Origin of the sequence: Mycobacterium innocens, from assembly GCF_900566055.1 — a bacterium.
Lineage (GTDB): Bacteria > Actinomycetota > Actinomycetes > Mycobacteriales > Mycobacteriaceae > Mycobacterium > Mycobacterium innocens.
In genome coordinates, this window is the sequence record NZ_UPHQ01000094.1 from 1 (window position 1) to 13763 (window position 13763).

At 67.7% G+C, this 13763-nt stretch carries 14 protein-coding genes and 1 pseudogene; 11 read left to right on the plus strand and 4 right to left on the minus strand.

Translation table 11 applies throughout. From position 1 onward, the window contains the following. Nucleotides 1-87 precede the first annotated feature (87 nt). The gene (locus EET03_RS10570) at nucleotides 88-1035 is read right to left on the minus strand and encodes an ISAs1 family transposase (protein ID WP_075541194.1); all 948 of its coding nucleotides are present in this window, start codon (nucleotides 1033-1035) and stop codon (nucleotides 88-90) included. Between the two features lie 349 nt (nucleotides 1036-1384). Next, nucleotides 1385-1528 (minus strand): hypothetical protein, encoded by a 144-nt coding sequence (locus EET03_RS32990; protein WP_425271519.1) that lies wholly within the window; start codon nucleotides 1526-1528, stop codon nucleotides 1385-1387. A 337-nt stretch (nucleotides 1529-1865) separates the two neighbouring features. Between EET03_RS32990 and aroC the strand changes: the two genes are divergently transcribed. Genes aroC through aroQ form a run of 4 tightly spaced genes read left to right on the plus strand, consistent with a single transcriptional unit; the run spans nucleotide 1866 to nucleotide 5146 of the window. Continuing rightward, on the plus strand, nucleotides 1866-3071 hold the full coding sequence (gene aroC / locus EET03_RS10575; protein ID WP_075541195.1) for a chorismate synthase: 1206 nt from the start codon (nucleotides 1866-1868) through the stop codon (nucleotides 3069-3071). A gap of 16 nt (nucleotides 3072-3087) precedes the next feature. Beyond that, entirely contained in the window at nucleotides 3088-3624 is a 537-nt protein-coding gene (locus EET03_RS10580) for a shikimate kinase (protein WP_075541196.1), read from the plus strand. After that, nucleotides 3621-4709 carry a 3-dehydroquinate synthase gene (aroB, locus tag EET03_RS10585; RefSeq protein WP_063470119.1) on the plus strand — a complete coding sequence of 363 codons (1089 nt, stop codon included), beginning with the start codon at nucleotides 3621-3623 and terminating at the stop codon, nucleotides 4707-4709. Before EET03_RS10580 ends, aroB begins: the two co-directional genes overlap by 4 nt. Continuing rightward, entirely contained in the window at nucleotides 4706-5146 is a 441-nt protein-coding gene (gene aroQ, locus EET03_RS10590) for a type II 3-dehydroquinate dehydratase (protein WP_063470120.1), read from the plus strand. The genes aroB and aroQ overlap by 4 nt, the downstream gene beginning before the upstream one ends. Here the strand turns inward: aroQ and EET03_RS10595 are convergent. After that, nucleotides 5143-5895 carry a B-4DMT family transporter gene (locus EET03_RS10595; protein ID WP_063470121.1) on the minus strand — a complete coding sequence of 251 codons (753 nt, stop codon included), beginning with the start codon at nucleotides 5893-5895 and terminating at the stop codon, nucleotides 5143-5145. The genes aroQ and EET03_RS10595 overlap by 4 nt on opposite strands. 32 nt (nucleotides 5896-5927) lie before the next feature. Here EET03_RS10595 and EET03_RS10600 point away from each other — a divergent pair, with 32 nt between their 5' ends. From EET03_RS10600 to EET03_RS10615, 4 genes are read left to right on the plus strand one after another with little or no spacing between them, the layout of a single operon-like run. Beyond that, complete coding sequence (locus EET03_RS10600) at nucleotides 5928-7046, plus strand: M24 family metallopeptidase (protein ID WP_075541197.1); 1119 nt, start codon at nucleotides 5928-5930, stop codon at nucleotides 7044-7046. Between the two features lie 15 nt (nucleotides 7047-7061). Next, entirely contained in the window at nucleotides 7062-7625 is a 564-nt protein-coding gene (gene efp, locus EET03_RS10605) for an elongation factor P (protein WP_063470123.1), read from the plus strand. 2 nt (nucleotides 7626-7627) lie between these two features. Continuing rightward, on the plus strand, nucleotides 7628-8152 hold the full coding sequence (gene nusB, locus EET03_RS10610; protein WP_075541198.1) for a transcription antitermination factor NusB: 525 nt from the start codon (nucleotides 7628-7630) through the stop codon (nucleotides 8150-8152). Next, complete coding sequence (locus EET03_RS10615) at nucleotides 8149-8556, plus strand: hypothetical protein (protein ID WP_036411798.1); 408 nt, start codon at nucleotides 8149-8151, stop codon at nucleotides 8554-8556. The genes nusB and EET03_RS10615 overlap by 4 nt, the downstream gene beginning before the upstream one ends. A 13-nt stretch (nucleotides 8557-8569) precedes the next feature. On the opposite strand, the gene EET03_RS10620 is transcribed toward EET03_RS10615, so the two are convergent. Then, nucleotides 8570-10033 (minus strand): dihydrolipoyl dehydrogenase family protein, encoded by a 1464-nt coding sequence (locus EET03_RS10620; protein ID WP_099194111.1) that lies wholly within the window; start codon nucleotides 10031-10033, stop codon nucleotides 8570-8572. An 86-nt stretch (nucleotides 10034-10119) separates the two neighbouring features. On the opposite strand from EET03_RS10620, the gene EET03_RS10625 reads away from it, so the two are divergent. The 3 genes and pseudogenes from EET03_RS10625 to EET03_RS10635 all read left to right on the plus strand — a co-directional run bounded on the left by EET03_RS10625 (nucleotide 10120) and on the right by EET03_RS10635 (nucleotide 13673). Continuing rightward, the gene (locus tag EET03_RS10625) at nucleotides 10120-11655 is read left to right on the plus strand and encodes a PucR family transcriptional regulator (RefSeq protein ID WP_075541200.1); all 1536 of its coding nucleotides are present in this window, start codon (nucleotides 10120-10122) and stop codon (nucleotides 11653-11655) included. Nucleotides 11656-11767: 112 nt separating this feature from the next. Further along, nucleotides 11768-12406 (plus strand): Rv1733c family protein, encoded by a 639-nt coding sequence (locus EET03_RS10630; RefSeq protein ID WP_075541201.1) that lies wholly within the window; start codon nucleotides 11768-11770, stop codon nucleotides 12404-12406. Nucleotides 12407-12528: 122 nt separating this feature from the next. Further along, nucleotides 12529-13673: pseudogene (locus EET03_RS10635) on the plus strand (NAD(P)/FAD-dependent oxidoreductase). Nucleotides 13674-13763: the final 90 nt, after the last annotated feature.

Consider the following 13763-nt stretch of genomic DNA (forward strand, 5'->3'; position numbering starts at 1 on the left):
CAGGCTGATGCACCGCCTCGAACGACGCCCACCAGCCGAAGTCGAGGCCGAGTACTACGCTCAACAACAGATCGGGCAGCACACCGGTCACACGTAACGAGGTGTGCATGAAACCCGGGATGGTTCAACCTGTGCGGCGGTGGCGTCGGTGATCGTCAAGGAGGTGACTGCGTAGACGATTTCGGTGTGCGTTTTGTTCGTCTTGTGATCGGTGACGGTACGGGTCAGTCGCAGCACTTGGGCGGCATGCGGGAACAGTATCCCGGAGGCGATCGCGGTGGCTTTCAGGACGCGTTTGGCGGTTCGGCCGTGGCCATGCTCGATACTGGTGTCAAGTGTCGGGATCTGTTTCCACGGAAGCTCTTTGAGTTGTTTTCGCAGTTTGGGCTGATTGGCTTTGACGGTGAAGATGTAGTGGCCGCCGGAGCCGGCGATCGCCTCGGCGGTGTCGCGCTGGCAATGCAGCGCATCGGCGGTGATGACGGCTCCGGTGATGTCGATGCTGCCCAGAAGCGTGCGCAGCATGGGTATCTCGTTGGTTTTGGCGCCGACCGCAATTTGGGTCAGCACGGTGCCGGTGGTCTGGCACAGCCCGGCCAGCAGGTGCACCAGATTGCCGGCCCCATCACGGGCACCGCGTAACGTCTTGCCGTCGAAGGCGATCACGCGGCGTCCGTCGATCGTGTTGGTGCGCAGCCACATCCACGCCCCGATCAGCTTGTCCAGTTCGTCGGGAGCCAGGCGTTGCAGGCAGCGGCGGATCGTGGACTCACACGGCACCGTGTCGGTGACGCCGAGGAGCGCCAGTACATCCGGCGCAGCGTCGGCGGCCCATTCGGCGATCGCGACAAACGAGCGTGCACCCGCGAGTGTGGCCGCCAGCGCGATCGCCAGCACGCCGGCCAATCCGTGGCGTTTTCCGCGTGGTTTGCGCGGGTCGGGCACCTTGGCGATCAGCTCCAGCAAACCGTCGCGCGCGGCGGGGACGTCAGCCAACTCGCCCAGCAGTGGGTCGGAGTCATCGACAACGGACAATGTGGGCGATGATGGCACAGCGGGCACGGCAGGGCTTCCTGGGATGTGACTGGTGTGGAAACTGTGATCATCCAGCGCTCTGCCGTGACCGCCCTGTAACCACACCACTCCCGCGTGTCACATCCACAACATCGCAGGTCAAACGCTTACTTCACGACTTTGCCGAGGCCGTGGAATATGCCTGGGCTCCATTGCGGCCCTTTACCGTAGGCGGCGAACTGCGCATATCCTGACGGTCTCCCAGGCGAATATGCCTGGGCTCCATTGCGGCAGTTTCAGCGGATGTATGACAAGGCGGCTGATTCGGCGTCTCCCAGGCGAATATGCCTGGGCTCCATTGCGGCACCATCTACGCTGCGATCCGCGACGAACTCATCGCCCGGTCTCCCAGGCGAATATGCCTGGGCTCCATTGCGGCGAACACCTGGGGCACATCGTCGTGCAGGTCGGTGAGGGTCTCCCAGGCGAATATGCCTGGGCTCCATTGCGGCACCGTGACCGACCCGGGCGTCTCGCAGATCGGAGCCGTCTCCCAGGCTTGCGCACGGCCCGCAGAACATTATCGACGTCGATGCTTGTACGTCTGACCCAGATTGATCGAATGGCCATTCCATCGCAAAAATATATGTTTCGAGACTCTTGTGGTGATGGCCGACCATACGGTTGATAGGCGCGATTCGCAGGGTGACCGCGCCATGAGCCAGGTTCACGCAAGCCCGGTCATTGAGGGCATGCTACTGCACCTCGGAATACGCAGTTGCGCTGCACGCTCACCGCATGCACTTACGGGCCACACCCTCCCTAACTGACCGCCATGGGAAGATGTTCGGGTGTTGCGCTGGATCACCGCGGGCGAGTCCCATGGCCGGGCGTTGGTGGCCGTGGTCGAAGGCATGGTCGCCGGAGTGGACGTCACCTCTACCGAGATCGCCGATCAGCTGGCCCGCCGCCGGTTGGGCTACGGCCGCGGCGCGCGGATGACATTCGAGCGGGACTCGGTGACCGTGCTGTCCGGCGTGCGCCACGGCAGTACGCTGGGCGGGCCCATTGCCATCGAGATCGGCAACACCGAATGGCCGAAGTGGGAAACCGTGATGGCCCCCGATCCCGTCGACCCCACACAACTGCAGGATGTGGCCCGCAACGCGCCGCTCACCCGGCCGCGTCCGGGCCACGCCGACTACGCCGGCATGCTCAAGTTCGGCTTCGACGACGCCCGGCCGGTGCTCGAGCGGGCCAGTGCCCGCGAGACCGCCGCGCGGGTGGCCGCCGGAACCGTCGCGCGGCAGTTCCTCAAACAGGCGCTGGGCGTCGACGTGTTGTCCCATGTGATTTCTATCGGCCCGTCGGCGCCTTACGACGGCCCGCCGCCCGGGGCCGAACACCTGGCCACCATCGATGCCAGCCCGGTCCGCGCGTTCGGCAAGGCTGCTGAGCAAGCCATGATCGCCGAGATCGAAGCGGCCAAGAAAGACGGCGACACCCTGGGCGGCGTGGTGGAGGTGGTGGCGCTGGGCCTGCCGGTGGGGGTGGGGTCGTTCACCAGCGGCGACAACCGGCTGGACAGCCAACTCGCCGCGGCCGTGATGGGCATACAGGCGATCAAGGGTGTGGAGATCGGTGACGGGTTCGACACCGCGCGCCGTCGCGGCAGCCGCGCCCACGACGAGATGTACCCCGGGTCCGACGGTGTCGTCCGGTCCACCAACCGGGCCGGTGGGCTCGAAGGCGGGATGACCAACGGCCAGCCGCTACGGGTGCGCGCCGCGATGAAGCCCATCTCCACCGTGCCGCGCGCGCTGGCCACCGTCGACCTGGCCACCGGCGACGAGGCCGTCGCCATCCACCAGCGCTCCGACGTGTGCGCGGTACCGGCCGCCGGAGTGGTGGCCGAGGCCATGGTGGCGCTGGTGCTGGCGCGCGCGGCCCTGGAGAAATTCGGCGGCGATTCGCTGGCCGAAACCCGCCGCAACATCGAGGCCTACCAGCGCGCGGTCGCCGACCGCCAGTCACCGGCCGCTCGGGTCTCGGGATAGCCGGGTAGGCAATCAGATGGCACCAATAGCGGTACTCGTGGGACTGCCGGGATCCGGCAAGTCGACCGTCGGCCGGCGGTTGGCCAAAGCCCTCGGGGTCGGTCTGCTCGACACCGACGCAGCCATCGAGCAACAGACCGGGCGCAGCATCGCCGACATCTTCGCCACCGACGGGGAGCAGGAGTTCCGGCGCATCGAGGAAGACGTGGTGCGCGCGGCATTGGCCGACCACGACGGGGTGCTGTCGCTGGGCGGCGGCGCGGTCACCAGCCCCGGAGTGTGCGCGGCCCTGGCCGGCCACACCGTCGTCTACCTGGAGATCAGCGCCGCCGAAGGGGTGCGGCGCACGGGCGGCAACACCGTGCGGCCGCTGCTGGCCGGGCCCGACCGAGACGAGCGGTACCGCGCCCTGATGGCGAAACGGGTTCCGCTGTACCGCCGCATCGCCACCATCCGGGTCGACACCAACCGCCGCAACCCCGGGGCGGTGGTGCGCTACATCGTCTCCCGGCTACCGGCGCCCAGTCAGACACCTACTCAGGCGGCAACATGACCGAAACCGGCATGCCCGCGACGGTGCACGTTGGCGTCGACCCGCCCTACCCGGTGGTGATCGGCACCGGCGTGCTGACGCAACTGGACGAGTTGCTGGCCGGCCGGCACAAGGTCGCCGTCCTGCATCAACCCGTGCTGGCCGACACCGCCGAGGCCATCCGCAACCGCCTGGCCGACAAGGGCATCGACGCACACCGCATCGAAATACCCGACGCCGAGGCCGGCAAAGACCTGCCGGTCGTCGGATTTATCTGGAAAGTGTTGGGCCGCATCGGACTCGGCCGCAAAGACGCTCTGGTCAGCCTCGGCGGGGGAGCCGCCACCGACGTCGCCGGCTTCGCGGCGGCCACCTGGTTGCGCGGCGTGTCGATCGTGCACGTGCCCACCACGCTGCTGGGCATGGTGGACGCGGCCATCGGCGGCAAGACGGGCATCAACACCGATGCGGGCAAAAACCTGGTCGGGGCGTTTCACCAGCCGCTTGCCGTGCTAGCCGACCTGGCGACGCTGCAGACCTTGCCGCACAACGAAATCGCCTGCGGGATGGCCGAAGTCGTCAAGGCCGGGTTCATTGCCGACCCGGTGATCCTGGACCTCATCGAAGCCGACCCAGAGGCTGCCCTGGACCCGGCCGGCGATGTGCTGCCGGAGCTGATCCGCCGGGCGGTCGTCGTCAAGGCCGAGGTCGTCGCCGCCGACGAGAAGGAATCCGAGCTGCGCGAAATCCTCAACTACGGCCACACTTTGGGCCACGCGATCGAGCGGCGCGAGCGGTACCGGTGGCGGCATGGCGCCGCGGTGTCGGTCGGGCTGGTGTTCGCGGCCGAGCTCGCCAGGCTTGCCGGACGGCTGGATGAGACCACCGCGCAGCGCCATCGCACGATCCTGTCGTCGCTGGGCCTGCCGGTCAGCTACGACCCCGACGCGCTGCCCCAGCTACTGGAGATCATGTCGGGCGACAAGAAGACGCGGGCCGGGGTGCTTCGATTCGTGGTCCTGGACGGACTGGCCAGGCCGGGGCGGTTGGTGGGGCCGGACCCGGGACTGCTGGTGACCGCGTACGCAGGAGTCTGTGCCGCATGAGTGTGACGGTGAACGTGATCAACGGCCCCAACCTGGGCCGACTGGGCCAACGCGAGCCCGCCGTCTACGGCAGCACCACCCACGCTGAACTGGCTGCTCTGATCGAGCGGGAAGCCGCCGAACTCGGATTCGAAGCCGTTGTGCGGCAAAGCGATAGCGAAGCGGAACTGCTGGAGTGGATTCATCGGGCCGCCGATGCCGCAGAACCGGTGATTCTCAACGCCGGCGGCCTGACGCACACCTCGGTGGCGTTGCGCGACGCCTGCGCGGAGCTGAGCGCACCCCTGATCGAGGTGCATATCTCCAACGTCCATGCCCGCGAGGACTTCCGGCGTCACTCCTATCTCAGCCCGGTCGCCACCGGAGTGATCGTCGGCCTCGGTGTCCAGGGCTACCTGCTTGCCCTGCGCTACCTGGCGAACACCGCTGAGGGCTAATCCTGCTTGGGCTTGTGGTCCGGCTTGGTCTCGTCGTGGCCGAGAGGGATCGCCTCGGTGCGTGCCTCAGAGTCGGTGGTGGGGATCGTCTCGGTGGGGGCCTCGGACTCGCCGGTGCGGATCACCTCGGTCGGAGACTCGTGCTCCGCGGTGGCGATCGTCTCGGTGGGTGCCTCGCGTTCAACGGTGGCAACGGCGGTGGGTGCGGTGGCCTGCGCCTCCGGTCGGGCCTCCTGGATCTCACCGGTCGGCGTCTCGTCGGCGCGGACCGCGGAGAATACGTCGGTATCGCCACGTCCTCTGGATCCGTCGTGCACGGGTGGCGGGGGAGCATTGCGGTCGATCCGCCACCGGGCGGTGGCCACCCCGATGATGGCGAACAGGAAGACCAGGAGTGCGGTAAAGGCCGCGAACGTCGTCAGCTCGTTGATCAGCCCGCCGGCGTAGACGCCGTTGTAGAAAATGGCGATGAGCCAGGTCACCGCACCGCTGAGCACCCCGGCTGTCAGGCCGGCCAGCAACCAGGTCATGGCCAGATCTTCGCGGCGGTCCGGGTCCGGGTTGGCTTTGGCGTCGGCGTTTCCGTCGGTGAGTCCCCACACCACGACAGCGATGATGAACAACGCGAGAAGCACCAGGCTGATCAATCCGGCCTGAGTCTGCCAGGCGTTGATAAGCGCCCCCTGAAAAAGGCGTAGAACCACCATCGCGGCGGCGAACACCAGTCCGCGCAGCATCCAGTTAGTCATGGGAGTTCAGCGTAGCTGTACCGTCAACGGTCGTGACACATTCCCAGCGTCGACACAACCTGAAAGCCAAAATCGGTGCCGCCGGACTGGATGCGATGCTGGTCACCGACCTGATAAATGTCCGATATCTATCCGGTTTCAGCGGGTCGAACGGCGCGTTGCTGGTGTTCGCCGACGAACGCGAAGCGGTGTTGGCCACCGACGGCAGGTACCGTACTCAGGCTGCCCAGCAGGCCCCCGACCTCGAGGTGGTCATCGAGCGGGCGCTCGGCCGTCACCTGAGCTGCCGGGCGGCCGAATGCGGCGTCGGCAGGCTGGGTTTCGAGAGCCATGTGGTCACGGTGGACGGTTTGGATGCCCTGACGGCTGGTCTGCAGGACACCGGCACCGAGCTGGTCCGGGCTTCCGGGACGGTGGAGACGCTGCGGGAGGTCAAGGATGCCGGTGAGCTCGCATTGCTGCGGCTGGCCTGCGAAGCGGCCGACGCCGCGCTGACCGACCTGGTGCGGCGCGGCGGTCTGCGCCCGGGACGCACCGAGCGGGAGGTGGCCCGCGATCTGGAAGGGCTGATGTTCGATCACGGCGCCGACGCGGTGTCGTTCGAGACGATCGTGGCGGCCGGACCGAATTCGGCCATCCCGCACCACCGGCCCACCGACGCGGTGCTGACCACGGGTGACTTCGTCAAGATCGACTTCGGCGCGCTGGTCGCCGGCTATCACTCCGACATGACCCGCACCTTCATGCTGGGCAAGGCGGCTGACTGGCAGCTGGAGCTCTATCAGCTGGTTTCCCAGGCGCAGCGGGCCGGTCGCGAGGCGTTGCGCCCGGGTGCCGAGCTGCGTGAGGTCGACGCCGCCGCGCGCCAGTTGATCACCGACGCGGGCTACGGCGACAATTTCGGCCACGGTCTGGGACACGGCGTTGGCCTGCAGATACACGAAGCGCCGGGCATCGGGGCGACATCCGCCGGTACACTACTTGCGGGCTCTGTGGTGACCGTGGAGCCCGGCGTCTATCTACCCGGCCGCGGCGGTGTCCGCATCGAGGACACATTGGTAGTGCCCTCTACGACGCCAGGCGCCTCAGGAAGCGCCGGACAGACCCCGGAGTTGTTGACCCGGTTCCCCAAGGAACTGGCCATTTTGTAGGAGATTTGGGAGACCGTGGCGACCACCGCTGACTTCAAGAACGGACTTGTCCTGGCGATCGATGGGCAGCTGTGGCAGATCGTCGAGTTTCAGCACGTCAAGCCGGGCAAGGGGCCGGCGTTCGTGCGCACCAAGCTGAAGAACGTGCTGTCGGGCAAGGTCGTCGACAAGACCTACAACGCTGGGGTGAAGGTGGAAACCGCCACCGTGGACCGCCGCGACACCACCTACCTGTACCGCGACGGCTCGGACTTCGTGTTCATGGACAGCCAGGACTACGAGCAGCACCCGCTGCCGGAGTCCCTGGTCGGCGACGCCGCGCGGTTTCTGCTGGAGGGCATGCCGGTGCAGGTGGCCTTCCACAACGGGGCGCCGCTGTACATCGAGCTGCCGGTAACCGTCGAACTCGAAGTCACCCACACCGAGCCGGGCCTGCAGGGTGACCGGTCCAGCGCGGGCACCAAGCCGGCCACGCTGGAGACCGGCGCCCAGATCCAGGTGCCGCTGTTCATCAACACCGGGGACAAGCTGAAGGTCGATTCGCGCGACGGCAGCTACCTGGGCAGGGTCAACGCCTGAACATGCCCGAGGGAAAACCGGGCAAGCCGGTTAAAGGACGCCATCAGGCCCGCAAGCGCGCGGTGGACCTGTTGTTCGAGGCCGAGGCGCGGGGCATGAGCCCGCTCGAGGTGGTCGAGTCCCGCACCGCACTAGCGGCAGCCAAGCCGGAAGTCGCGCCGTTGCATCCCTACACGGCCGCGGTGGCGCGCGGCGTCAGTGAGGATGCCGCCCACATCGACGACCTGATCGCCGCGCATCTGCAGGGCTGGACGCTGGATCGGCTGCCCGCGGTGGATCGCGCCATTCTGCGGGTCTCGGTGTGGGAATTGCTGCATGCCGACGACGTCCCCGAACCGGTAGCCGTCGACGAGGCCGTCGAGCTGGCCAAGGAACTGTCCACCGACGAGTCGCCCGGCTTCGTCAACGGAGTGCTGGGGCAACTCATGCTGGTGACGCCGCAGATCCGCGCGGCCGCTCACGCGGTCCGCCAGGCGGTGTCTGGAGATGCGGAACGCCTGCCGGAAAACCAAGGATGGTGTTCATGAGCAGACTCGAATTGCGTGTCGTGATCGCCGCCTGGATGGCCGCGGCGGTGGTGCTGGGCGCTGTGATCTGCGCTGCCTACGGTTGGGCCATTGTCGCCTCGGCGCTGTCGATCTATGCGCTGGGCGTCGGCGCTTGGCTGTATCACAGCATCGAGCGCCTGATCCTGGCCCGCCGGATCAGCACGGTCCGCTCGGCGGCCAAGCCGCTGCAGCCGCTGCTGCCGGTGATGGCGGCCATCATGGGCCTGACCCAGGCAGTGGTGCGATCTCTGGGCGACGTCACCGACCTGCCCGCGCGTCGCTGGGAATTTCCGCAATTCCCACAGCTTCCGATGCTGCGCTGGGTCGACAGCACGTTGGGCAACCGGCGGATCATCGACAGCGACGACGAGCTGGACGGCTGACCCCACCGGGCTCCTAAACGACCACGAAAAACGAATCGCGGTAGGCCTCAAGAAGTCTCAGCCATAATTCGCTGATGGTCGGGAAGCACGGCACGGCGTGCCACAACCGGTCGATGGGCACCTGGCCGGCGACGGCGATGGTGGCCGAGTGCAAAAGCTCAGTGACACCCGGGCCGACCATGGTCACGCCGAGCAGGTGGCCGCGATCGACGTCGACCACCATTCGCGCCCGGCCAATGTACCCGTCGGCATAGAGCTTGGCTCCCATGACGACGTCCCCGATTTCGACATCGATGGCCTTGACCCGGTGCCCGGCCTGCGCCGCCTTTTCCTCCGTGAGCCCGACCGCGGCGACTTCGGGGTCGGTGAAGAGGGCCTGCGGCACGGCGTGATGGTCGGCGGTGGTCGCATGCGCGCCCCACGGCGCGGTGTCCAGCGGCGTGCCCGCGGCACGGGCGCCGATGGCCGCACCGGCAATGCGCGCTTGGTATTTGCCCTGATGGGTCAGCAGCGCGCGGTGATTGACATCGCCGGCGGCGTAGAGCCACCCATCGTCGACGGCGCGCACGCAGCAGGTGTCGTCGACATCGAGCCAGCTGCCGGGGGTTAATCCGACTGTTTCCAAGCCGATATGGTCGGTGAGGGGCTTTCGGCCGGTGGCAAACAGTATTTCGTCGACCTCGAGCTCGGTGCCGTCGGTCAAGGCGAGCGCCAGTGGGCAGTAGGGGTATGCCCGGCTGAGTTCGCGGACTGTCACACCCGTGCGCACGTCCACACCAGCCTCTGCTAGACCGCGGCCGACAAGCTCTCCCACAAAAGGCTCCATCCGAGGCAGTAGCCGCGAGCCTCTGGCCAGCAAGGTCACCTTTGAGCCCAATCCTTGCCAGGCCGTTGCCATTTCGACACCCACGCCGCCGGCCCCGACGACGGCGAGCCGGTTCGGGACATCGCTACTGTCGTTGGCTTCGCGGTTGGTCCAGGGTCGAGCTTCGGCTAGGCCGGGCAAGTCGGGGATCGCGGACCGGCTTCCGGTGCAGATGACAACCGCGTGCCGGACGGCCAGCACCACCTCCCTGCCGCTGGGTGTGGTGACGACAACTCGTCGGGGACCGTCCAGCCGCCCATGTCCACGGACCAGCGTCGCTCCGATACCGGCCACCCAGTCGACCCGGCTGGTGTCGTCCCAATCGTTCACATAGCGGTCGCGGCGGCCGAAGACACCGGCCGGGTCGATCGAACCGGTGACCGCCTCGCGCGCGCCGTCGACCCGGCGGACGTCAGAGACCGCGAGGACCGGACGCAGCAGCGACTTGCTGGGCACGCAGGCCCAATACGAACATTCGCCCCCGACGAGCTCACGTTCGACCACTGCGACGTCCAGGCCGGCCGCCCGTGCGCGGTCCGCGACATTCTGGCCCACCGGACCCGCCCCGAGCACCACTACGTCGTATGTCTGTTCCTGTTGGTCGGCCGCCATGGCCGAAATCCTATGTGCAGGCCCTTTTCGGGATCCGCTCGATTCCGAATTACGCTGGGTGAACAGTCCGGATTTGGGGGCGGCTCGTGATCACATTGGACCGCTTGGTGAATGTGTTGGGTGGTTACGGGGTGCGGCTGCGGTGGTCGTCGTTGCCCAGGTCGACGGAATTGCGCAGTGTGGTGATCCACGAGGCAGCCGCGACCCGTCCGGTAGTAGGGGATGTGTTGCTGGCGATCGGCGCGAGCTCCGTCGGGGAAGCGGTTCAGTGGGCGGCGTCGGCCCGGGCCGTAGTGGTGTTGACCCGTGACGGCGAACGGCCCATGACGTTGGACGGTGACCTCGAGGCGGGAGCGGTCATGGTGCTCGACGAGTCGCTGTCCTGGAGCGAGGTCGCCGCGGTCGTCTACGGGTTGGTGTTGGAGGGCCGCGAGACGGAATCCGGTCGTGGTCCCACGGATCTGTTCGCGCTGGCCGACAGCCTGGCCGAGGCTACCGGTGGAGCGGTGACCATCGAAGATCGGCTGTTGCGGGTACTGGCGTACTCGCGGCTGCAGCAGGGCGCCGACCCGGCGCGGCTCGCCACCATCTTGAGGCGCCAGACGCCGGAGCAGCTGCGCGTGCACTTGGACGAGCACGGAGTTTTGGCTCACCTGGCCACGTCCGAGGATCCGCTCTACGTTGCCGCAGACAGCGAACATGGCCTGACCGGGCGCATGGTGGTGGCCGTCCGTTCCGGACGCGAAGTCCTGGGGTCGGTATGGGTGGCGTGTTCGGCTCCGTTGAGCGGCGCCGAGCGCACCGCGTTGACCGACGGCGCGCATACCGTGGCCTTGCATCTGCTGCGGTCTCGAGCCAGCGCCGACTTGGAGCGCCAGGTCGAATCCGAACTGGTGATTCAGCTGCTGGAGGGCACCATTGACGCCGCCACCGTCGCCAGCAGGCTGGGATTGCCGCGCCGTCCGCTGCGGGTGATTGCGTTGCGGGCGTTCGTCGGTGCCGACCGTGATGCCGCGCTGCTGTTGGCTTTCGAGCGGGTCACCACGGGGTTCGGTTGGTCACGGCCGGGCCGCAGCGCGTTGGCGGGCAACACCGTCTACACCGTGCTGCCCGGCGATCAGCCGGCAACGGCGCGGCGCTGGGTCAGCGGTGTCCGGGCGGCCCTGCCCGAGGGGATGCGGGTGTGGGCCGGCATCAGCGGACCGGCCGAGGTGGCCGACCTCGTCGCGGCGCGCCAGGAGGCCGACGAGTGTCTGGCGCTGCACCAGCTGTGCCCGGACAGCGCCGCCCCACCGGCATACGACCAGTCCTGGGATGACATCCTGCTGCAACGGCTGCGCACCGCGGCCAGGTCCGGGCGGTTGCCGGACCGTGGGCCGGTGGCCGAGCTGCGCCGCCACGACCGAGCCAACGCCACCGAGTACGTGCCCACGCTGCGGGCCTGGCTGGAAGAGCAGGGGGACCCGGCGCGGGCCGGTGAGCGTCTGGGGGTGCACGAGAACACCGTGCGCTACCGGCTGCGGAAGATGGCCGAGATCACCACTTTGTCGCTGGACGACGCCAAGAAGCGGTTGGGCATGACGATCGAGCTCGCCGCCACCGACGCTGACGGGCTGCTGTAGCAACCCGACAACGCGCGACGGCCGGGTTGTCGGACTTCGGCAAACAGTGCGGCGCCTGTCGACGCACCCTGGAGTTGTCAACCTCCGGCAATCCCGTCGATAGGAATGTCCGATGACCACCCCGTGTTCCGACCGGCGCCGGCTCACCGGCCGCGCATCAGGCGACGACGCCTCGATGGACATCTACACCCTGCGCCGGCCGCACCCGCTTGTGGCGTGGATATCCCGCATGCCTCCCGCCCGCGGATTCCAGGTGCTGCTTGCGATTTGGGTCGCGGTGGTGGTGCTGGCGGGCCTGCCGATCGCCGTCGCCGTGGGCACCAAAGAGCACGAATCCCGTAGCCGCTTCTACGCGGAGCAGGCGCAAACCCGTCAGTCGGTCACCGCGGTGGTCACCGGTGACAAGGCGGCCCATCAAGAGCTTGCCGATCCGCAGACGGTCAGCGTGCCGGCCCGCTGGGTTGTCGGGGGAGTCGAGCACGCGGGTCCGGTGGATGCGCCGCGGGGCGTGAAAGCCGGTGATTCCGTCGATATCTGGGTAGATGAGAACGGTTACCACGTCGGCCTGCCACCCAGGACCGCGCTGGACGATGCGGTGGCGGCCGGATTGTCGGCGTGGCTGATGATTTCCGCCGTGACAGCCGTGCTGCTGGCCGGCGTCTGGACGGTTGCCGACCGCGCACGCGCCGGCCGATCGCGGCCGTCCACAATCAGCTGTCGCGGTATCGGTCCGAGGGCCGCACCTCGTTGAGGGGTGTTGTCGCAGAACCACAATGGCTCCTCGGGTGATTGGCCGGCTACGCCAAGCACCGCGGTGCCCGTTCCGCCAGCATGGGAAATACCAAGCAGGAGTTCAGTTCATGGAGGTATGTGATGGCCGGCGTCGAGCGGATTGACGGTGGGCCTCGTTCCGTGGTTGTCGTCGGTGCCGGGATCGTCGGATTGTCGACGGCGTGGTTCCTTCTGGAGCGTGGCGTCGATGTCACGGTGGTCGATCGCGACGGCGTCGGCGCCGGCGCTTCCGGCGGCGACGCCGGGTGGATTGCGCCGGGACTGGCGCTGCCGCTCACCTCGCCGGCAGTGCTGCGCTATGGATTGCGTTGCCTGCTCGACTCGAAAGCCCCACTACACATTCCGTTGACCGCCGACCTGGGCCTCGGGGTCGACGCACCGGTGACCGATGCACCCATCACCGCGGTATTCGACTCCACCGCAGCGGCACGACAATTCCAGGAAGACCTGCAGGGCCTCGTAAAGGCCGGCCAGACAACGGATATCACCGTATTGACGGGTGCGGCGCTGCGGGAGCAAGTGCCGTTGGCGTCCCGGACGGTCCGGGTCGGGCTCAGCGTCAACGGACAGCGTTTCATCGACCCGGCCCGCTTCGTGGCGGCTCTGGGTCGCGCGGTGGTGAACCGCGGGGCGACGCTGCGCACGCTGGAAGTAGCCGAAATTGTCAACGCAGCCAACGGTATTGCGGTGCGGCTGGGCCGGGGCGCACCGCTGATTACCGAGGCCGCCGTGATCGCCACCGGCGCACAATTGCCGCAACTGGCCGGCCGCCGGCTGGGCGTACCGGTGCGGGCCGGTCGCGGTTACTCGTTCACCGTGCCGGTCGAGCGCCCGATGCCCTGGCCCATCTACCTGCCGAGCGTGCGGGTCGCGGCTACGCCGCACCAGGGCGCGATGCGTGTTTCGGGCACCATGGAATTTCGCCACCCGCACACCCCGGTCATGCCCCAACGGGTGGCGGCCCTGGTGGCCTCGGCCGGTCCGCTGCTGGATGGCGTGCGATGGGCCGAACGCAGCAACGTGTGGATGGGCGCGCGACCGATCGCTGCCGACGGCCGTCCCGTCATCGTGGGGTGTCCCCGGGCGTCTTCGTGGCCGGTGGACACGGCATGTGGGGACTGGCGCACGGACCGGTGACCGGTCGGCTGTTGGCCGAGCAGGTTACCACCGGCAAGCAACCGCAAGCCTTACGCGAGTTCGATCCGTTGCGCAGAACGGGCCGCTAGCACACCAGATCGCGTCTTGCCCACTACGGGCCCCGAGTCGTCAGGGGCGGTTGCCCCACCGCGGCCCGCCCCTGACGACACCCCCGACAC